Origin of the sequence: Vibrio sp. 03-59-1 (genome assembly GCF_013114135.1) — a bacterium.
GTDB classification, from domain to species: Bacteria; Pseudomonadota; Gammaproteobacteria; order Enterobacterales; family Vibrionaceae; genus Vibrio; species Vibrio cortegadensis.
Genome location: NZ_VTYA01000003.1, coordinates 205,941 through 225,728 on the forward strand (window position 1 = coordinate 205,941; position 19,788 = coordinate 225,728).

The window sequence follows — 19,788 nt, forward strand, 5'->3', positions numbered from 1 at the left end:
TACATATTCTGTTTCTTTATTTGTGTGAGATATGTCGCAATCGAAAAAACAACAAAAACAGTGAATGTCTGAAAAAATGTGAGGTTATGAAAAACACAAAAGAGGCATATAAGCCTCCTTTGTCGGTGAACTAAATAATTGTGCTCAGCTTCACTTTACTTATCAGAGCTCTCATTTAGGTTTCGCTGTTGGGCTTGATGAAGTAGATCCGTGAAGTAATGGCGCAGTCTGTAAAGCATGAATAAGCTTGGAAGAACCATCAGTGCCGTGATTATAAAGAAAGTTGACCAGTCATTAAGGTAATCGACCAATTCACCACTGAATGACGCCAGAGAGGTTCTGCCAAAATTGCCTAGAGAGGCGAGCAGAGCATATTGAGTCGCCGAAAAAGCTTGTCCTGTTAATACCGTTAAGAAGGAGACAAAGGCAATCGTTGAGAAGGCGGTGGTAAAGTTATCTACGATGATTGTCGCTAAGAACAGGTTCTCACTTGGCCCTACATTTGCTATCCAAGCAAACATCAAATTACTCGCTGCCATAGCAATGCCGCCGATCATCAAACCACGAACGATACCAAACCTGACATTAAATAAGCTGCCAATAAAGGTAAATAGTAGAGTCACGCCCCAACCGATAAGTTTAGAGTAGTAACCGATTTGCTCATTACTAAAGCCCACCTCTTTATAGAAAGTGATCGACATGCGCCCAAGGAAAGCTTCTCCGATTTTAAAAAGGAAAACAAACAGCAATAGCGTGATCGCAACTTGCACGCCATTACGCTTAAAGAAATCATAAAATGGTTCGATTACGGTAACGCTGATCCAAGCGATCAATTTAGAACCGACCACTTTATTGTGGCGAGCTTCTGCTTGGTGCTGTAGTTGTTCACGTTTGGTGTTCGGCTCATCAGCTAAAAGAGTGAAGACCATTAGCACGACCACTATAATAGCCATACCGTAATAAACGCCATTCCAGCCAATTGAGTCAGCATTGATAAAGGCTAAATAACCTGGAAGCGAGTAACCTGTTGACCAACCCATTACCGCCATAGCAGAGGCTTGAGGAAGTTTAGTTGATTCGGATTTAGGGAAAGTATCAATACGAAAGGCATCAATCGCAATATCTTGAGTCGATGAGGCGATAGCAATGCCAAGAGCCAGCATTGAGGTGAACATTAAATCATTAGCGGGATTGACTCCTGCTATAAATAGAGTGCAAATGAGAATGGCTGATTGGCAAAGGAAGATCCAGCTACGGCGTTGACCTAAAACAGAATGCAGAATAGGTAGCTTTACTCGATCGACTAGAGGAGCCCATAGAAAGTTAATCGCATAAACGGCAAAGACAGAACCAAAGTACCCAATAGCTGCACGGGTTAAGCCTGCATCTTTTAACCAACCGGACATATTTGAGCCGATCAATACCCAAGGAAAGCCGCTTGAACAACCAAGCATGAATACCCAAAGTAAGCGTTTGTCTAAAAAGCTGCGGAAGGTGTCCATCCAAGAAGGGGAGGAAGTTGAAGGCATAAAACCAATCCTTGTTGATTCTTCTAAGCTGAATGAATAATGCCTAGAATGAGATTCTAGGCATTAGATGATCAAACACGAGACATGAAGAAGTATTAATCGTTAATAAGTGTCGCTTTAGTGATAATGATGGGTTCTACAGGAACATCTTTCATACCACGTAAACTGTGAGTGGGTTTATTTGCCATACCCTGTATAACATCAAAACCTTTCGTTACTTTACCAAATACAGCATAACCTGGTGGACGTTGGCCATAATCTAGAAAATTATTGTTACCAAAATTGATGAAAAATTGGCGAGTGGCAGAGTTAGGATCGTTTGTTCTTGCCATTGCGATGGTCGCTTGGTTGTTTTGTAAACCATTAGAAGCTTCATTACTTATTGGAGAATAAGTTGGAAGACGTTTCATATCTTTATCAAAGCCGCCACCTTGAGCCATGAAACCAGGGATAACACGGTGGAACTGGCTGCCAACATAGCTACCGTCATTTACGTATTTAATGAAATTTCCGACACTGATGGGTGCTTTTTCTTCATTTAAAGAGACAGTAAAAGAGCCCAATGTAGTTTCAAATACCACTTGAGGGCTTGCCCAAGAGACGCCACTAACCAGTAGCAAAGCGGATAAAAGTAGGCGATTCATTAGAAGCGTTCCTTCATGTAGGTTTGTAGCTCTTGGTCGTTGGCGATTTCAGCTAATACCAAATTGATCACATCGTTTAAAACCATCTCGACGTCTTCATTTGACGCGCTTAACGTTCCAGTGCGTTGTGCTGTACCATTGTAAGTTCTCACTAGTTTTCCTTTCGGAGTTTCAGCGGTAACTTCTAATGTAACTTTACCTTCCATTTCGTTTTCCATTACTGAGTGTTGTACAGTAATCAGAGCTTCTTGGATCTCTAAGGTAATCGAGTTCTCGCTTGCGACAGTGACATTGAAACCTTGAGATGAGAATTGATCAGCAAGAACGTTCTCTAAAGATATTCTCATATTCTGCTTCGCATGAATTGGCAGAATGTTCGAGCGGCCATTATTGAGTAGAGCAACGTACTGAGCGGCGCGAACATCTTTACTGGTTAGTGTTAATGTTTTGCCTTTAACAATGTCATTTTGGCTCAAGGTAGCTTTGGGAGCCAGATTAATCTGTTCTTGCTGTGGTGCTGCACAGGCTGTCAATAGAGCCATTGAAGCGACTAAAATCAATTTTTTCATTACTATTTCCTTGTCAAATACATCATCGGTGGCGCGAGAGTTACCGATATATACTATAAATTCAGTTATTTGTTAAAGTTAGCAGGCTCTCTAGTGGCTTGTAAAACTTCAAACTTATTATTGAGTTCAAGAGTTTCAACATTCGCCTCACCAAATAATCTAGCCAGCTTTACATCGTATCCGAGGTGACGGTTTCCAATAACAATTAATTTGCCTCCATTGCTAAGAACATGCTTCGCATCACAGAACATCTGCCACGCGATATGATCGGTGATGGCTTGCTGCTGATGGAATGGAGGATTACACAATACGAGATAGGTGCTGTTTTTCTTGAATCCATCTAAACAGTTATTGGCGATGAACTGAACTTGGCGATCTGGACCTAAATTGTCTAAAAGGTTTTGTTTTGCTGAATCTATCGCCATAAAGCTTTCATCAATACAAGTAATTCGAGCTTCTGGGTTAAGTTGACCAGCTTTAACAGAAAGCACGCCATTACCACAGCCTAAATCAATAATATGACGTAACTCAGGATCTTGAGGAATGTGATCGAGTAAACATCGAGCGCCAAGGTCTAGACCTTCACCTGAATAAACATTTGGTAAATTCTTCAAGTGGATATCTTCATCATCCACGTCCCACTCAGTGATCGGGTTGACGTCTAAAACGGGTTCGCAGTCAGGCGTCGAAAATACAAGGCGATGCTTCTTTTTTGCCAAAGAGGTGGTGGTAGTTCCTAAGTATTTTTCAAACAGATCTAACGTTGAAGTATGGATCTCTTTTACTTTATTGACACCAATGACAGGGCAGCCCTTAGGAAGTGCTTTTCTTAGCTGGTTAAGTTGCCATACAAGATGACGATTACTTTTTGGTAATTGAAACAAAACCAAATCGATAAACTCAGGGATCTCGTCCATACAGTTCAAAAAAGTGATTCGTCCACATTGATTGCGCTGTAAATTTTTTAATGTGCCTGAATGAGATACGTAAGAGTCGCTCATCATTGTGACTTGATGTTTCTCTGAGAACCAACAAGATAACGCGCCAAAATTATCATTGAGTATCAAGATATGCTTACCAGGTTCCAGCTTCATATCTTCAACATGATTGATGAGATACTCATCTCCGGCATCCCACGCCTGTAATGTTTCATTTGATCGCTTTGGAAAACGATTCAGGTTTAGAGTGCGGTCATGAAGGGTCAGTTCAGTTTTCATAGTTTATTGGCGCTTACATTGGAGGATTAACGGAACTATTGTCGCAAAACCTTGTTAAACAAGATACAAAAACATCGAATCTCATGGCATGAAGTTAGAAAATAACTCGGCCATGAAAACCCTACAGACATAATTTGAGCCAAAGTTTATACTTAAAACATGAATGAATAAATTCTGTTGGAATACTAAGGAAGAGCAATGATCCAAGAAGTGATAGAGTCGAAACTACATAATACTTTTAAGCCTGAGTATTTGAATGTGATAAACGAAAGCTACATGCATAACGTTCCCCCTGGTTCTGAGAGTCACTTTAAAGTGATTGTTGTCAGTAACGAGTTCGAAGGCAAGAGACTCATTGCTCGACATAGGCTTATTAATGTTGCATTAGCTGACGAATTGAAAAATAACATTCATGCGCTTTCAATCCACACATACACGGAATCAGAATGGAGAATCGAAAGAGATGGAGTGCCTGATAGCCCGATGTGTATGGGGGGAGATAAATAATCGGTTTTTATAAATAGGTTTTGCTCTTTATATATGCTGTGTTGATAAGAAGAAAATTAACAGTGTTTCAACATGTGAGAAATGTAATGGATTTAAAGTAAAATATTTCCATTTATGAATATTGGTATACCTCTAAAGTATAATGCGGTGAGTAATTGTGCGACACATCAAAGTTATCAATATTCGCAAGCCTATATACAGCAATTCCTCGTAAATAAAATGTCTATTCAAGCGGTTGGTCATGGCATCCCATTCTAAAAAGATGCTAAACTACTGCACCTAATAAATAGCAATTACTGATTGTAATTGTTTTTTTAAGAGAATGTTGCGATCTTGGTGCGTCATTATGCCAAGGCCGGACACTTAAATGTCGTGTCTAAATGTTACGCAATTAAAGAATCTTTTTCCCGATAAAGTAGTGCAAGCGCGTATGATTACAATAAAGAAGGGCTTGGATCTTCCTATTGCAGGAACTCCATCCCAGGTGATTAATGATGGTAAGTCCATCAATAAAGTCGCCTTGCTTGGCGAAGAGTACGTTGGTATGCGTCCTACGATGCATGCTCGCGTTGGTGATGAAGTAAAAAAAGGTCAAATTCTTTTTGAAGATAAGAAGAATTTGGGCGTTAAATTTACTTCTCCAGCAAGCGGTAAAGTTATCGAAATTAATCGTGGTGCTAAACGTGTACTTCAATCTGTTGTTATTGAAGTTGCAGGTAATGAGCAAATTACGTTTGATAGCTTTGAAGCTAGCCAATTAGCTAAACTTGACCGTCAAGCGGTTAAAGCTCAGTTAATTGAGTCTGGTTCATGGACCGCTCTGCGAACTCGTCCGTTCAGCAAGGTTCCAGCCATTGAGTCTACAACTCAGGCCATTTTCGTTACTGCTATGGATACCAATCCACTCGCAGCAGAGCCTGAATTGATTATTAATGAACAGTCGGATGCATTTATTGCCGGCCTGGACATTCTATCGACTCTAACTGATGGCAAGGTGTACGTTTGTAAAAAAGGTACAAGCCTTCCTCGTTCGGCTCAACCAAACATCGAAGAACACGTTTTTGATGGCCCTCACCCAGCAGGTCTTGCTGGTACGCACATGCATTACCTATATCCGGTAAATGCTGAAAATGTTGCGTGGAGCATTAACTATCAGGACGTTATCGCTTTCGGTAAGCTTTTCCTTACCGGTGAAATCTACACAGATCGTGTTGTTTCTCTTGCGGGTCCAGTGGTAAATAACCCTCGTCTTGTTCGTACTCAGCTTGGTGCTAGCCTTGATGAGTTAACAGATAATGAGTTAATTCCTGGCGAAGTTCGTGTTATTTCAGGCTCAGTTCTGAATGGTGTTCATGCTACCGGCCCTCATGCTTTCCTTGGCCGTTACCATCAGCAAGTGTCTGTTCTTCGTGAAGGTCGCGAGAAAGAGCTATTCGGTTGGGCTATGCCTGGTAAGAATAAGTTCTCTGTTACTCGCTCATTCCTTGGTCACTTATTCAATGGTCAGTTGTTTAATATGACAACGACAACGAATGGTAGTGATCGTGCAATGGTTCCAATTGGTAATTACGAAAAAGTAATGCCACTTGATATGGAACCAACATTGCTTCTTCGTGATCTATGTGCTGGCGATATCGATAGCGCACAGAGCCTTGGTGCTCTTGAATTAGATGAAGATGATTTGGCATTGTGCACCTTTGTATGTCCAGGTAAGTACGAATATGGTCAATTACTTCGTGAATGCCTAGACAAGATTGAGAAGGAAGGATAATTCCATGCTTAAGAAGTTTCTTGAAGACATCGAGCATCATTTTGAACCTGGTGGCAAACATGAAAAATGGTTTGCACTGTATGAAGCAACGGCAACGTTGTTCTACACGCCTGGTACAGTAACAAAACGTAGCTCGCATGTTCGTGATAGCGTTGATTTAAAACGTATCATGATTATGGTTTGGTTAGCCGTATTCCCAGCAATGTTCTGGGGTATGTATAACGCTGGTGGTCAAGCGATCGCTGCGCTAACACATATGTACTCTGGTGCTGAATTAGTATCAGTAGTTGCAGGTAACTGGCATTACTGGTTAACAGAAATGCTTGGCGGTTCCATCTCTGCGGATGCAGGTTGGGGCAGTAAAATGCTACTGGGTTCGACTTACTTCCTACCAATTTACGCTACTGTCTTTTTAGTGGGCGGATTTTGGGAAGTGTTGTTCTGTATGGTGCGTAAACATGAAGTTAACGAAGGTTTCTTTGTTACCTCTATTTTATTCGCACTGATTGTTCCACCGACGCTTCCTCTATGGCAAGCAGCACTAGGTATTACCTTTGGTGTTGTCGTAGCTAAAGAGATCTTTGGTGGTACAGGTCGTAACTTCCTAAACCCTGCACTTGCTGGCCGTGCGTTCCTTTTCTTTGCATACCCTGCACAGATTTCTGGTGACGTAGTATGGACTGCAGCTGATGGTTTCTCTGGCGCAACTGCTCTTAGCCAATGGGCTCAAGGTGGTAGCGGTGAACTAATGAATATCGTGACAGGTGAAGCAATCACTTGGATGGATGCATTCGTTGGTAACATTCCAGGCTCTATTGGTGAAGTGTCTACACTAGCTCTTATGCTTGGTGCTGCAATGATTGTTTACATGGGCATTGCTTCATGGCGCATCATTGTCGGCGTAATGCTAGGTATGATCGCGGTTTCAACACTATTTAACCTAGTAGGTTCAGATACTAACGCAATGTTTAGCATGCCTTGGCACTGGCACCTAGTACTTGGTGGTTTTGCATTCGGTATGTTCTTCATGGCAACCGACCCTGTATCTGCATCATTTACTGATAAAGGTAAGTTAGCTTACGGTATCCTTATCGGCGCAATGTGTGTGATGATTCGTGTTGTTAACCCAGCATACCCAGAAGGTATGATGCTGGCGATTCTATTCGCTAACCTATTTGCTCCTCTGTTCGACCACATTGTGATCGAGAAGAATATCAAACGGAGACTAGCTCGCTATGGCAAGTAATAACGATAGCATTAAAAAGACGCTGTTTGTTGTTATCGCATTGAGCCTAGTGTGCTCAATCATCGTATCAACAGCAGCTGTTAGCCTGCGTGATAAGCAGAAAGCAAATGCAGTGCTAGATAAGCAAAGTAAGATTGTTGAAGTTGCAGGTATTGATACTGAAGGTAAGAAGATCCCTGATCTTTTCGCTCAGTACATCGAACCTCGTCTGGTTGACTTTTCTACTGGTGAGTTTGTTGACGGCGATGCTACAACTTACGACCAGCGTAAAGCGGCAAAAGATAAGAACTTATCGATCAAACTGACTGCTGAACAAGATAAAGCGAAAATCATCCGCCGCGCTAACGAAGGTCTTGTATACCTAGTTAAAGATGGCAGTGCTGTATCAAAAGTTATCATTCCGGTTCACGGTAGTGGTCTTTGGTCGATGATGTACGCATTTGTTGCAGTAGAAACCGATGGTAACACTGTTGCGGGTATTACTTACTACGAACAGGGTGAAACTCCTGGACTTGGTGGTGAAGTAGAAAACCCAAGATGGCGTGCTCAATTCGTGGGTAAGAAACTGTTTGATGAGAACCATAAACCAGCGATTAAAGTGGTTAAAGGTGGCGCTCCTCAAGGTTCTGAACACGGCGTTGATGGCCTATCTGGCGCAACCTTAACGGGTAACGGTGTTCAAGGTACTTTTGACTTCTGGTTAGGTGATGAAGGCTTTGGTCCTTTCCTAGCTAAAGTGCGTGATGGAGGTTTGAACTAATGGCTAGTGCAAACGATATTAAAAAGAGCATTTTAGCGCCAGTGTTGGATAACAACCCTATCGCGTTACAAGTTCTTGGTGTGTGTTCTGCTCTTGCGGTAACCACTAAATTAGAAACTGCCTTTGTAATGACGCTTGCTGTAACTTTTGTAACAGCACTGTCTAACTTCTTTGTTTCTTCAATTCGCAACCATATTCCTGGTAGTGTGCGTATTATCGTTCAAATGGCGATCATTGCATCTCTAGTAATCGTGGTAGACCAAGTACTTAAAGCTTACTTATACGATATTTCTAAGCAGCTTTCTGTATTCGTTGGTTTGATCATTACGAACTGTATCGTAATGGGTCGTGCGGAAGCATTTGCAATGAAATCAGCGCCAATTCCTTCTCTTATTGATGGTATTGGTAATGGCTTAGGCTACGGTTTCGTTCTGATTACTGTTGGATTCTTCCGCGAACTATTCGGTTCAGGTAAGTTGTTCGGCATGGAGGTTCTACCTCTAATCAGTGAAGGTGGCTGGTATCAACCAAACGGTATGATGCTACTCGCACCATCGGCGTTCTTCTTAATCGGTTTCATGATCTGGGCTATCCGTATCATTCGACCTGAACAAGTAGAAGCGAAGGAGTAAGGTAAAAATGGAACATTATATTAGTTTACTCGTTAAATCGATCTTCATTGAAAATATGGCGCTCTCTTTCTTCCTAGGTATGTGTACATTCCTAGCGGTTTCAAAGAAAGTGAAAACCTCTTTTGGTCTTGGTATTGCCGTTGTTGTTGTATTGACGATTGCTGTTCCTGTAAACAACTTGGTTTACACATTTGTACTAAAAGAGAATGCGCTGCTTGATGGCGTGGATTTAAGCTTCCTTAACTTCATTACCTTCATTGGTGTAATTGCAGCTCTAGTACAAATCCTTGAGATGGTACTGGATCGCTTTTTCCCACCTTTGTACAACGCACTTGGTATCTTCCTTCCGCTGATCACAGTTAACTGTGCGATCTTTGGTGGTGTATCTTTCATGGTTCAACGTGATTATAACTTCGTTGAGTCTGTGGTATACGGCTTTGGTTCTGGTGTGGGTTGGATGTTAGCTATCGTGGCACTTGCTGGTATTCGTGAGAAGATGAAATATTCAGATGTACCTCCAGGCCTTCGTGGTCTAGGCATCACTTTCATCACAGTAGGTTTGATGGCGTTAGGCTTCATGTCTTTCTCTGGTGTTCAACTGTAAGTCGGGTAAACCGCACAATATTTAAGGAATAGTTGATGGATATTATTCTTGGAGTAGTGATGTTTACTCTGATTGTACTTGTTCTAGTATTAGTGATTTTATTTGCTAAATCTAAGCTTGTACCGTCAGGTGACGTGACTATCTCAGTAAACGGTGACCCAGAGAAAGCATTTAAAACTTCTCCAGGTGACAAACTACTTAACGCAATGGCGGGTAGTGGTATTTTCGTTTCTTCTGCTTGTGGTGGCGGTGGCTCTTGTGGTCAGTGTCGTGTAAAAGTTAAATCTGGCGGTGGCGATATTCTACCAACAGAACTTAGCCACATCAGCAAAGGTGAAGCTCGTGAAGGCGAACGTCTAGCGTGTCAGGTAGCCGTTAAAACTGACATGGAAATCGAACTTCCAGAAGAGATCTTTGGTGTTAAAAAATGGGAATGTACTGTTATCTCTAATGATAACGAAGCAACCTTCATCAAAGAACTTGCTCTTGCGATCCCTGAAGGTGAAGAAGTTCCGTTTAAAGCTGGTGGTTACATCCAGATTGAAGCTGAACCGCATCACATCAAATACGCTGATTTCGATATTCCAGAAGAGTATCGTGGTGACTGGGATAAGTTTAACTTGTTCCGTTATGAGTCAATCGTTACTGAACCTTCGATTCGTGCTTACTCTATGGCGTCATACCCAGAAGAGAAAGGCATTATCAAGCTTAACGTACGTATTGCGACTCCGCCGCCAAACAACCCAGACGTGCCACCAGGCGTGATGTCATCTTACATCTGGTCACTGAAAGAAGGTGATAAGTGTACAATTTCTGGTCCATTTGGTGAGTTCTTCGCAAAAGAAACTGACAATGAGATGGTCTTCATTGGTGGTGGTGCTGGTATGGCTCCAATGCGTTCTCATATCTTCGACCAACTTAAGCGTCTTAACTCTACTCGTAAGATGTCTTACTGGTACGGTGCGCGTTCTAAACGTGAAATGTTCTACATTGAAGATTTTGACGGCCTAGCGGCTGCGAATGAAAACTTCGTATGGCATTGTGCACTTTCAGACCCTCAGCCAGAAGATAACTGGGATGGTTACACAGGCTTTATTCACAACGTACTTTATGAAAACTACTTGAAAGATCATGAAGCACCAGAAGATTGTGAATACTACATGTGTGGTCCACCAATGATGAATGCCGCTGTTATCGGCATGCTGAAAGATCTTGGTGTTGAAGATGAAAACATCTTGCTTGATGACTTTGGTGGTTAATCTACCTAAGTGATTGAATTTATGGCTGACTCTTTGGAGTCAGCCATTTGTTTTTTAGAATTAGATTATTCATTTATAGCTATTCATTGATTCCCTTTTTAGGGGAGTGTCTATAAATTAGTTATTTATACTCAAGGAGTTGCTAGTGAAATTCAGCATTATTCACCTAGCTAAAAATATTAAATTTTGGTTTGTGACACTTATCTCGATTACAACTATTGTTGCTTGTACGCAACCTCGTGAACAGGTGCATTTAAGTGGTCCTACGATGGGGACAAGCTACAATGTTAAGTACATAACACTTGAGAACACACCTAAAGCTGAAGCGCTTCAAGTTGAAATTGATCGCTTACTCGAAGAAGTTAATGATCAGATGTCGACGTATCGAAAAGACTCTGAGCTAAGCCGTTTTAACCAGTATCAAGGTTTAGATGCATTCGAAGTATCAAAGCAAACGGCATTGGTTGTGAAAGAAGCGATACGTTTGAACGGTCTTACATTAGGTGCATTAGATGTAACCGTTGGGCCTTTAGTGAATTTATGGGGCTTTGGTCCAGAGGCAAGACCGGAAGTTGTACCTACTGATGAAGAGCTTAAAGCCCGTCAGGCGAATGTTGGTATTGAACACCTGACAGCGACGAGTTCGTCGTTAACTAAGGATATCCCTAACCTGTATGTTGATTTATCAACGATTGCAAAAGGGTGGGGGGTTGATGTTGTTGCTGATTACCTTGAGTCTCAAGGAATTCTTGATTACATGGTTGAGGTCGGTGGTGAAATTCGTCTGAAAGGGAAAAACCGAGAAGACATCGGCTGGCGTATCGCGATTGAAAAACCAAGTGTTGATGAACGTACCATTCAAGAAATTATTGAACCGGGTGACATGGCGGTTGCGACATCTGGTGATTACAGAATTTATTTTGAGAGAGACGGAATTCGTTACTCCCATATTATTAACCCAGAAACGGGCAAGCCAATTCGTCATAAAGTTGTCTCCGTGACAGTATTGGATCCTTCGTCTATGACCGCAGATGGCTTGGCGACAGGCTTAATGGTATTGGGTGAAGAGAAAGGCATGGAAGTCGCAAATCAGAAAAACATACCTGTATTTATGGTTGTGAAAACAGAAGGCGGATTTGAAGAGATCGCTTCTGAAGCATTCAAACCATTTATGAAGAAATATAAATAAGAGCGAGCGATAAAATGAATACATTTTTGATTACATTCGGAGCATTTTTAGCTTTTGTTGTGGCGATGTCGGTTGGTTACATCGTACAGAAAAAGGTAGTGAAAGGAAGCTGTGGCGGTCTTGGTGCTGTAGGTATCGATAAGGTATGTAATTGTCCTGAACCTTGTGATGCTCGTAAGAAGCGCGAAGCGAGAGAAGCAATGCGAGAAGAGAAACTTGCTGCTCGAAATGAGCAACTTGCCGCATGGGAAAAAGATCGAATCGCTTAAGCAAACCGCTTAGAACAATATGATATTTCTCAAAACCCAAAACAGTTTGTTTTGGGTTTTATTTTATCTGATGAGTACCACTATCATTCATACACAATCCTATTTCTTCCCTCATTTTTGGCTTGATACAGTCGATCATCGGCTTGAGTTATCTGCTCATCTAAGCTTGCTGGGGTGTTAGATGTGCCGACACTGATGGTAATGGATATTGGTTCGCCATTATGACTGATCTCGGTCTTCTCTATTCGTTTTCTCATTCTTTCCAATTGTTGGATGAATTCGTTAAACGGTGAACATGATTGAATACAAAACTCTTCACCACCAAAGCGGGCTACCACGTCATCTTTAAAGTAAATGTTTAATATATGGCTTAGAGTGACTAAAACGCTGTCACCACCATCATGACCATAGGTGTCGTTTACCTTTTTGAAATGGTCAATATCAATCATCGCAATATTGCGCTTATTACAACCATCACAAACTTGATTAAACAGGTAGCGTCGATTCCATAAGCCAGTAAGCGCGTCTTGATTAGCCATTATATACAATTTGTCAGTGGCTTCTTTCATGTCTAAAATCTGATGGACACGACAGAAGAACTCTTCTTGATTAAATGGTTTGTATAAAAAATCGTTCGCTCCCGCCTTAAGAAAACGCGCGGTCATTGCTCTGTCATCACTACCTGATAACCCTAAAATGGCAAGTTGATTTCTATCATAGGTCATACGGATGTCACGAGTCATTTGAATGCCATCTTTTTTAGGCATATCGTGATCCGTAATAATTAAGGTGGTATCAGGGTGCTTCTGGAGAAGAGAGATCGCCTGATTACCATTTTCGGCTTCAATGGTCTGAATGTATTGATGCTCTAAAAGCTGTACTACATGGCGTCGGACCGTCGAAGAATCATCAACAACGAGGGCTTTATGGTTTCGGTTATTAATCAGTCGCTGAACTAAAATGAGTAAGTAGGCAATGGAAGCTTGGCTATCTTTATAAATATAGTCGAGCACACCTTTAGACAGTATTTGCTCACGGGCATTTTCTTGAACCATAGCCGTGAGGACAATAACTCTGTGATTAAAGCTTAAAACTAGGTCAATAATTTCACCGTCTTGACCATCTGGTAAGCAGTAATCGAGCACGGTACATAAAAAATCAGACTCTGAATTTAAAATTATTCTCGCTTGTTCGACAGACTCCGCCAGTACCACCTCGCAACCTATTTGAGTGAGTTGCTGATGTAAATAGCTACGAAACGCTCGACTGTCTTCAACGACTAGTATTTTATTACTCAATCAAATGTCCCTATCGATCAGTATTGATTCAAATTGTACAGACTCACGTCTATCATAAAAAATGATATTTTTATAAATCATTGGTGAATTTATGTTTAATTACTACTTTATCATTAATATTGAGGGGGAAACGCCATAATTACCAATTTACCAATGAATAATTATACTGGTATTATATACAGTTCGATAGTTGGGGGATGTAGTGATGACCGCAATAGATAAAATTAGGAAAATAATCCACGTTGATATGGATTGTTTTTTTGCTGCTGTGGAGGTTCGAGATAACCCCGAATATAGAAATCGACCTTTAGCGGTTGGAGGGCATGAAAAACAGCGTGGCGTGCTGAGTACCTGCAATTACGAAGCTCGAAAATTTGGAATTCGTTCCGCAATGCCCACGGGCCAAGCATTAAAACTATGTCCGCACCTACTTGTTGTACCTGGAAGAATGCAGGTTTATAAAGAGGTCTCCACGCATATTCGAGAGATTTTTTCCCGTTATACCAATTTAATTGAGCCTTTATCGCTGGATGAAGCATATCTTGATGTGACGGAGTCAACCTTATGCCAAGGCTCTGCGACCTTGATTGCACAATCGATTCGCAACGATATTTGGCAAGAGCTTAATTTAACGGCTTCTGCTGGTGCCGCTCCAATTAAGTTTCTCGCGAAAGTCGCTTCGGATATGAATAAGCCTAACGGGCAGTTTGTTATTCCTCCAGATCAAGTGCAAGCCGTTGTCGATAAGTTGCCATTGGAAAAAATCCCAGGAGTGGGAAAAGTTAGCTTAGAGAAACTAAATCAGGCAGGCTTCTATACTTGTGAAGATATTAAGAATAGTGATTACCGTGAATTACTGCTTAAGTTTGGGCGTCAAGGTGCTTCTCTTTGGAAGCGTAGCCATGGTATTGATGACAGAGAAATCGTGGTTGAGCGAGAACGAAAATCCGTCGGCGTTGAAAGGACGTTCAGCCAAAATATCTCTAGTTACGAGCAATGTTGGCAAGTGATTGAAGGGCAGCTTTTTCCGGAATTAGACCGAAGATTAGGCAAGGCAACGGCTGATAAAGCGATCATCAAACAAGGAATTAAGCTGAAGTTTGCTGATTTTCAACAGACTACGATTGAGCATATACATCATCAACTAGAGCTGGATGACTTCAAAGGCTTGCTACGAGATATATTACAGCGTCAAAAAGGACGAGAGATCCGTTTACTTGGCTTAAACGTCATGCTTAAACCTGAAGCCCAAATGAAACAACTCAGCTTTTTTTAACTAGCATTTAAATCGCATTTGGGCATAGATTGCTATGCCAGAGCCAGAGCCAGAGCCAGAGCCAGAGCCAGAGCCAGAGCATAAGACTAAGAAGAACTTGATACTAAGAAGAGCTTTGATGCTTGATCACCAACTGTCTAACCTCATCAAAAGGCATTAGCTCAAGTTTACCGAAACCTTCCATTTTGCCTGCTTTTAATTTTGTGGAAAGTGGCGTAGTGATCCCACACAGAAAACGCGTAATGGCCTCATTGGTCAGCGGGTCGGAGCTTGCGGCTAAAAGGGTGGTTATCCAAGAACCAAGCTGGCTGACATTCGCTTCTCCGAGATACGTGCTTGGCAGTTTTGCTTGATTGCCTCGACAAACAGAGCAATGCCCACATTGGGCTGGTGCATGATGATCCGCAAAGTAGTTCGCCAACTTGTGACTTAAGCATTCAGATTCTTCAAAAAAGTTAACCATCGCTTTAATTCGTTTTATCTCATTATGCTCTTTTTGATGAAAAAGCTGATAAAGGTGTTCAGTTAACTCATCGATTGGTGTTTGAGTGTTGGTGATTTGGAATACATCAGTGATTTGCTTGCTTTCAAGCTCAATCCATCCTTGCTCATTGAAGTAATCAATCGCGGCTATCACACGCTGCCTATCTGCCTGATAATTCATCCATAATGCTTCAAAGTCTAAAGTGCACCATGTTTTGGCCTTTGGTGCGCACTGGAAAATTGCATGCACAAAATGTTGCCGCTCGCCCTGAAAGTGGGAGATGATTTGTTGTTGGGTTTGGATAAACTTAAATTTATACTCTGCAAAGTAGCTGTATTTAGGTTCGATAATCCCTGCGAGTTCTAAGTAGACTAATAGCGTTTTGAGTGGTAATTGGCGAATGTTGGAATCTCGAGATAATCGATTGAGCATGATTTCCCAAGGTTTTTGCTGTGCGTAGATCTGCTCCACCACATGCCGAATCGACGCTTTATCTGGAGTGTCTCCATAGACAAAATTCTCAAGCACATTCAGGCCATTTGCGTTCGCCAACAAAGTACAAACCGAATCTTGTCCATCTCGGCCAGCTCGTCCAATTTCCTGAGAGTAGTTCTCAATTGATTTAGGTAAATCAAAATGAATGACGCGGCGAATATTGGCTTTATCTACTCCCATCCCAAACGCTATGGTTGCCACAATACAGTTTATTTTACCTTGCATGAATTGTTGCTGAATGAATTCTCGCTGTTCAGTTTTAAGGCCAGCATGATAAGCGTGGGCTGATATCCCAGCGTGTTGTAATACTTTGGCGACCTGTTCTGCTGAGTGCTGCAACGTGACATATACGATGGTAGGTTCATCTGGTGTAGGAGCGATGATATCAATCAAACTGTCGGTTTTATGCTCTTCAACACACGGTGAAATAGCCAGGTCGAGATTAGAGCGATAAAAACCCGTGATTGTAATGTGCTCTTTTTGAATGGCAAACTTACTCTGCATATCTTCAATAACATTAGGTGTCGCCGTCGCTGTTAAAAGCAAAACTTGCGGGATTTTTAATGCCTGTTGATATTGCGGAAGCTTTAAATAATCGGGTCTGAAATTGTGGCCCCACTCAGAGATACAGTGTGCTTCATCCACCACTAGCAGAGACATTGGTATTTGAGAGATAAAATGTCTGAATCGTTCGTTTTTCAACCTTTCGACTGAAATCATTAAGATCTTAATTTCGCCATTGCGTACCGCTTGCATCACTTGCTGAGTCTGTTCTCTCTCTTGGCTCGAATCAATAGAAGCGGCAGCGATGCCTTTAGAGTGTAGAAATTGTAATTGATCTTTCATTAGGGCCAACAGAGGAGAGATCACCAAAGTTAAGTGCGGGAGCTCGATTGCTGGAAGTTGATAGCAAAGAGACTTCCCTGATCCAGTAGGAAAGATAGCCGCGGCAGAGTGTCCTTCAAGAACATGATGAATAACATCCGATTGTCCCTTTCTTAGGCTATCAAATCCAAAATACTGTTTTAGCGTCTGTTCAACCATCAATCGGTCTCCTTTTTTGCTGGCGCTCTATGGTACTTAATTCTATCCTTGAACGTCTAATGAAAAGAGTTGTAAATAGAATGAATAAATACGATCTACAGCAAATCATTTTGCAACGTTTAGAAATGAACCATCAAGTTGCCGTTGATGCTACTCAACGTGCGATTGATGCAGCGACAGATGAAGAGACAGTGCCTGAGCATAAATACGACACTTTAGCATTGGAGGCGTCTTATTTGGCTCATGGGCAAGCTTTGCGAGTACAAGAGTGTGAAGATGATATTCGGACTTTTCGAGAACTGGTATTACGAGAGTTTGATGACAAGAGTGCGATTGGTATGAGCGCTTTAGTTCAGCTAATTGATGAAGACGATCAGGCCCGTTGGTTTTTCATTGGGCCAACGTCTGGAGGGTTGATAGTTGAGTGCCAAGGCAATCGGGTGGCGGTATTGACGCCTCATGCCCCATTAGGTGCGCTGCTTAATAAGAAGCAAGTAGGGGATGAAATAGAGCTGACGATAGGCTCAAAAAGTGTCAGTTACGAAATCGCACAGGTTTCTTGACCCAATTTTTACTTACTATTTGTTAATGTCTGATACCGTTAATGAATAGGTTTAATGTTTATGAGGTGCGTATGAAATCAGTAATTGGCGTAATGGCCTTAACTCTCAGTTCAAGTGTTTATGCGGTGCAGTGTAATGTTGATATTGAGAATGAGGTGCACCTCAATGGCTCAGATTTAGAGATATATAAAGATGGTACTCCGAAAGTTCTGATCAATGATGATAATCACCTTTATATCCACGGAGAAAAAATTCAGCTTGATGATAAGCAACAGCAAGCGATTGAAGAGTACCGTGAGAAAATGAATGCTTATCTACCTCGTGCAAAAGATATTGCCAATGATGGACTGAACCTAGCGAATGACATTATTGATGATGTTTCAGTGAGCTTTGATAACTCGGAGTCGTTCAATAAAGTTAAGACGGCTTTAGAGGCATTTTTTGCTGACGTAGAAGCTCGCTATTACCAAGGTGATGAGTTCGTTTTACAGAAAGATGCGTTTGACTCCTTTATTCAAAATTGGCAAAAAGATTTTGATAAAGCTCAAGAGGTATTTAATAGCGAATTCTTTACCAGTGCCTTTGATGCGATGTCTGAGAAAATGAAACAAGATGGTGGTATTAATTTTACTGAACTTGCCAATAAGATGGCCGAATTAAAAGAGAAATTAGCGACTAAAGTGACAGAGCAGTCGAAAGTTATAGAGAAAGAAGCGCAGATTTATTGTGAGTCTCTTGATGAAGTAGCAGAACAAGAGCAAGAGTTGCATGAGAAGATTCCTGAATTGAAGAACTATCAAGTGTTTACTATTTAACACTATATTTCTTGTTAATAAAAAGCACCCCATGGTGCTTTTTTTGTATGAGCTAATTGCCTGCCTTCCAAGTCTATTTTAGCTTTCATGCTCTTTAAGTACTCCCAACTGTAAAAATACTTTTACATACCGATATAATATTAAATCCCAAACTTGTTTAAATTATGAACGTTCCTATTTGAGCAAAGTGTTTGTTTGCAATAATGTACTAGCACACTAGTTTGTAGGTACTTTAGGTAGGAAGCATGATAGAAAACACATCCTCATCACAACCCCGTGAGCACTTTGGCTCTCGCCTTGGATTTATTCTGGCCGCCGCTGGTGCTGCTGTTGGTTTAGGCAATATTTGGGGATTTCCTACTCAAGCGGCAAGTAATGGTGGCGGTGCATTTTTGCTTGTCTATTTAGTCATGATCTTAGTTGTTGCCCTCCCTATGCTAATCGTTGAAATGGCAATTGGTCGTCACGGTCAAGCTAATCCTGTTGATAGTATGCGCTCACTAACTTCTAACCCGATGGGTAAGAATGTAGGTGGGCTAATCGGTTGGATAGGCTTAAGTGTTCCTAGTGCAGTTTTAGCTTTTTACAGTATTGTCGGTGGTTGGTTGATTTGCTTCTTGTTGGGAGCGTTAACTGAATTGGCTGGGCTTGATGCTGCAACGGCATGGTTTAAAGGTTTTAGTGTTGAGCGAAACCTGTTCGGTACGATTGTCTTTTATGTTCTTACTATCTTGATCGTACAGGGTGGCGTTAAACAAGGGATCGAAAAGTGGTCGACACGATTAATGCCCGCTCTGTTTATCTTGTTTGGCGTCCTATTTATTTACATCATGATGCAAGATGGAGCGATGCAGGGTTTAGAGCATTACCTGATTCCCGATTTCGATAAGATTTGGGACAAGAAGCTCATATTGGCAGCCATGGGACAAGGATTCTTCTCGCTGACGATCGGTGGCTGTTCGATGCTGATTTATGGTTCTTACCTGAGTAAGAAAGAGAACCTACCAAAAATGGCGATGAACGTGACTCTAGTCGATACTGCTGTCGCTTTCATTGCGGGTCTGGTTGTTATGCCTGCAATGTTTGTGGCAATGCAAAAAGGCGTTCAAATCTACGCTGAAGATGGCTCTTTGCTTAGTTCAGATACACTAGTCTTCACTGTTTTACCTCTTATGTTTGATAGTTTAGGCATTTTAGGTCAACTGTTCGCGGTTGTCTTTTTCCTTCTGCTGACTATTGCGGCATTAACATCATCTATCTCAATGCTAGAGTGCCCAGTAGCGCTAGTGAGTGAACGTTTCAACACTCGTCGTACACCGACGAGCTGGATCCTTGGCGGGTTGATTGCTCTGTTTAGTGTGGTCATCGTTTATAATTTTGGTGCGCTATTTGGTTTAGTCGCAACTGTGGCGACGCAATACTTACAACCCAGTGCCGCATTACTCTTCTGCCTCTTTGGTGGTTGGGTATGGAGCCGACAATCTAAGATTAAAGAGCTAGAGCAAGGTTGCCCTGATTTTCAGCTAGGCTTATTCGGTAAAATTTGGCCAATGTATGTGAAGTTTGTGTGCCCCATTTTAGTTGCAACCGTTATTTGGGCCTCTTTTTAAGCGACTT

Annotated in this window: 19 protein-coding genes; 13 read left to right on the forward strand and 6 right to left on the reverse strand. The window is 41.6% G+C overall.

The features are described 5' to 3' along the window. Nucleotides 1–155: 155 nt before the first annotated feature. The 4 genes from F0249_RS04370 to F0249_RS04385 form a co-directional block, all read right to left on the reverse strand. Complete coding sequence (locus F0249_RS04370; protein WP_171755979.1) at nt 156–1,529, reverse strand: MFS transporter; 1,374 nt, start codon at nt 1,527–1,529, stop codon at nt 156–158. Nucleotides 1,530–1,624: 95 nt separating this feature from the next. Then, nucleotides 1,625–2,173, reverse strand: coding sequence for a peptidylprolyl isomerase (locus F0249_RS04375; RefSeq protein WP_017054019.1), 549 nt, complete (start codon nt 2,171–2,173; stop codon nt 1,625–1,627). Then, on the reverse strand, nt 2,173–2,742 hold the full coding sequence (locus tag F0249_RS04380) for a YajG family lipoprotein (protein WP_017054018.1): 570 nt from the start codon (nt 2,740–2,742) through the stop codon (nt 2,173–2,175). Before F0249_RS04380 ends, F0249_RS04375 begins: the two co-directional genes overlap by 1 nt. Nucleotides 2,743–2,807: 65 nt before the next feature. After that, entirely contained in the window at nt 2,808–3,959 is a 1,152-nt protein-coding gene (locus tag F0249_RS04385) for a methyltransferase (RefSeq protein WP_171755980.1), read from the reverse strand. A 198-nt stretch (nt 3,960–4,157) separates the two neighbouring features. Between F0249_RS04385 and bolA the strand changes: the two genes are divergently transcribed. The 9 genes from bolA (at nt 4,158) to nqrM (ending at nt 12,196) form a co-directional block, all read left to right on the forward strand. Then, complete coding sequence (gene bolA, locus F0249_RS04390) at nt 4,158–4,466, forward strand: transcriptional regulator BolA (RefSeq protein WP_017054016.1); 309 nt, start codon at nt 4,158–4,160, stop codon at nt 4,464–4,466. A 430-nt stretch (nt 4,467–4,896) separates the two neighbouring features. Next, nucleotides 4,897–6,237, forward strand: a complete 1,341-nt coding sequence (locus F0249_RS04395; protein WP_113799068.1) for a Na(+)-translocating NADH-quinone reductase subunit A — start codon at nt 4,897–4,899, stop codon at nt 6,235–6,237. A gap of 4 nt (nt 6,238–6,241) precedes the next feature. Continuing rightward, nucleotides 6,242–7,483, forward strand: a complete 1,242-nt coding sequence (locus tag F0249_RS04400; RefSeq protein ID WP_017054014.1) for an NADH:ubiquinone reductase (Na(+)-transporting) subunit B — start codon at nt 6,242–6,244, stop codon at nt 7,481–7,483. Then, nucleotides 7,473–8,243 carry a Na(+)-translocating NADH-quinone reductase subunit C gene (locus F0249_RS04405; RefSeq protein WP_171755981.1) on the forward strand — a complete coding sequence of 257 codons (771 nt, stop codon included), beginning with the start codon at nt 7,473–7,475 and terminating at the stop codon, nt 8,241–8,243. The genes F0249_RS04400 and F0249_RS04405 overlap by 11 nt, the downstream gene beginning before the upstream one ends. Then, entirely contained in the window at nt 8,243–8,875 is a 633-nt protein-coding gene (locus F0249_RS04410; protein ID WP_017054012.1) for an NADH:ubiquinone reductase (Na(+)-transporting) subunit D, read from the forward strand. Before F0249_RS04405 ends, F0249_RS04410 begins: the two co-directional genes overlap by 1 nt. Before the next feature lie 7 nt (nt 8,876–8,882). Beyond that, nucleotides 8,883–9,479, forward strand: coding sequence for an NADH:ubiquinone reductase (Na(+)-transporting) subunit E (nqrE, locus tag F0249_RS04415; protein WP_017054011.1), 597 nt, complete (start codon nt 8,883–8,885; stop codon nt 9,477–9,479). A 35-nt stretch (nt 9,480–9,514) separates the two neighbouring features. Beyond that, complete coding sequence (nqrF, locus tag F0249_RS04420) at nt 9,515–10,738, forward strand: NADH:ubiquinone reductase (Na(+)-transporting) subunit F (RefSeq protein WP_017054010.1); 1,224 nt, start codon at nt 9,515–9,517, stop codon at nt 10,736–10,738. 178 nt (nt 10,739–10,916) lie between these two features. Beyond that, entirely contained in the window at nt 10,917–11,927 is a 1,011-nt protein-coding gene (locus F0249_RS04425; protein ID WP_113799291.1) for an FAD:protein FMN transferase, read from the forward strand. Between the two features lie 14 nt (nt 11,928–11,941). Next, nucleotides 11,942–12,196 (forward strand): (Na+)-NQR maturation NqrM, encoded by a 255-nt coding sequence (gene nqrM, locus F0249_RS04430; protein WP_017054008.1) that lies wholly within the window; start codon nt 11,942–11,944, stop codon nt 12,194–12,196. Between the two features lie 83 nt (nt 12,197–12,279). Here nqrM and F0249_RS04435 read toward each other — a convergent pair whose 3' ends face one another. Then, nucleotides 12,280–13,494: a diguanylate cyclase gene (locus tag F0249_RS04435; RefSeq protein ID WP_171755982.1), complete on the reverse strand. Its 1,215-nt coding sequence runs from the start codon at nt 13,492–13,494 to the stop codon at nt 12,280–12,282. A 205-nt stretch (nt 13,495–13,699) separates the two neighbouring features. Here F0249_RS04435 and dinB point away from each other — a divergent pair, with 205 nt between their 5' ends. Next, a complete protein-coding gene (gene dinB / locus F0249_RS04440; protein WP_171755983.1) occupies nt 13,700–14,770 on the forward strand; it encodes a DNA polymerase IV in 1,071 nt (356 codons plus the stop codon). Between the two features lie 103 nt (nt 14,771–14,873). Here dinB and F0249_RS04445 read toward each other — a convergent pair whose 3' ends face one another. Further along, nucleotides 14,874–16,793, reverse strand: coding sequence for an ATP-dependent DNA helicase RecQ (locus F0249_RS04445; RefSeq protein ID WP_171755984.1), 1,920 nt, complete (start codon nt 16,791–16,793; stop codon nt 14,874–14,876). A gap of 80 nt (nt 16,794–16,873) precedes the next feature. Between F0249_RS04445 and F0249_RS04450 the strand changes: the two genes are divergently transcribed. The 3 genes from F0249_RS04450 to F0249_RS04460 all read left to right on the forward strand — a co-directional run bounded on the left by F0249_RS04450 (nt 16,874) and on the right by F0249_RS04460 (nt 19,781). Further along, a complete protein-coding gene (locus F0249_RS04450) occupies nt 16,874–17,356 on the forward strand; it encodes a GreA/GreB family elongation factor (protein ID WP_136995493.1) in 483 nt (160 codons plus the stop codon). A 71-nt stretch (nt 17,357–17,427) separates the two neighbouring features. Then, entirely contained in the window at nt 17,428–18,171 is a 744-nt protein-coding gene (locus tag F0249_RS04455) for a YggN family protein (RefSeq protein ID WP_171755985.1), read from the forward strand. Nucleotides 18,172–18,419: 248 nt separating this feature from the next. Next, nucleotides 18,420–19,781: a sodium-dependent transporter gene (locus tag F0249_RS04460; protein WP_171756019.1), complete on the forward strand. Its 1,362-nt coding sequence runs from the start codon at nt 18,420–18,422 to the stop codon at nt 19,779–19,781. Nucleotides 19,782–19,788 lie beyond the last annotated feature (7 nt).

Bases quoted from the DNA above. Each gene is read 5' to 3' on its own strand.
- F0249_RS04370 (WP_171755979.1), bottom strand. From the start codon at position 1,529: ATGCCTTCAACTTCCTCCCCTTCTTGGATGGACACCTTCCGCAGCTTT.
- F0249_RS04375 (WP_017054019.1), bottom strand. From the start codon at position 2,173: ATGAATCGCCTACTTTTATCCGCTTTGCTACTGGTTAGTGGCGTCTCT.
- F0249_RS04380 (WP_017054018.1), bottom strand. From the start codon at position 2,742: ATGAAAAAATTGATTTTAGTCGCTTCAATGGCTCTATTGACAGCCTGT.
- F0249_RS04385 (WP_171755980.1), bottom strand. From the start codon at position 3,959: ATGAAAACTGAACTGACCCTTCATGACCGCACTCTAAACCTGAATCGT.
- bolA (WP_017054016.1), top strand. From the start codon at position 4,158: ATGATCCAAGAAGTGATAGAGTCGAAACTACATAATACTTTTAAGCCT.
- F0249_RS04395 (WP_113799068.1), top strand. From the start codon at position 4,897: ATGATTACAATAAAGAAGGGCTTGGATCTTCCTATTGCAGGAACTCCA.
- F0249_RS04400 (WP_017054014.1), top strand. From the start codon at position 6,242: ATGCTTAAGAAGTTTCTTGAAGACATCGAGCATCATTTTGAACCTGGT.
- F0249_RS04405 (WP_171755981.1), top strand. From the start codon at position 7,473: ATGGCAAGTAATAACGATAGCATTAAAAAGACGCTGTTTGTTGTTATC.
- F0249_RS04410 (WP_017054012.1), top strand. From the start codon at position 8,243: ATGGCTAGTGCAAACGATATTAAAAAGAGCATTTTAGCGCCAGTGTTG.
- nqrE (WP_017054011.1), top strand. From the start codon at position 8,883: ATGGAACATTATATTAGTTTACTCGTTAAATCGATCTTCATTGAAAAT.
- nqrF (WP_017054010.1), top strand. From the start codon at position 9,515: ATGGATATTATTCTTGGAGTAGTGATGTTTACTCTGATTGTACTTGTT.
- nqrM (WP_017054008.1), top strand. From the start codon at position 11,942: ATGAATACATTTTTGATTACATTCGGAGCATTTTTAGCTTTTGTTGTG.
- dinB (WP_171755983.1), top strand. From the start codon at position 13,700: ATGACCGCAATAGATAAAATTAGGAAAATAATCCACGTTGATATGGAT.
- F0249_RS04445 (WP_171755984.1), bottom strand. From the start codon at position 16,793: ATGGTTGAACAGACGCTAAAACAGTATTTTGGATTTGATAGCCTAAGA.
- F0249_RS04450 (WP_136995493.1), top strand. From the start codon at position 16,874: ATGAATAAATACGATCTACAGCAAATCATTTTGCAACGTTTAGAAATG.
- F0249_RS04455 (WP_171755985.1), top strand. From the start codon at position 17,428: ATGAAATCAGTAATTGGCGTAATGGCCTTAACTCTCAGTTCAAGTGTT.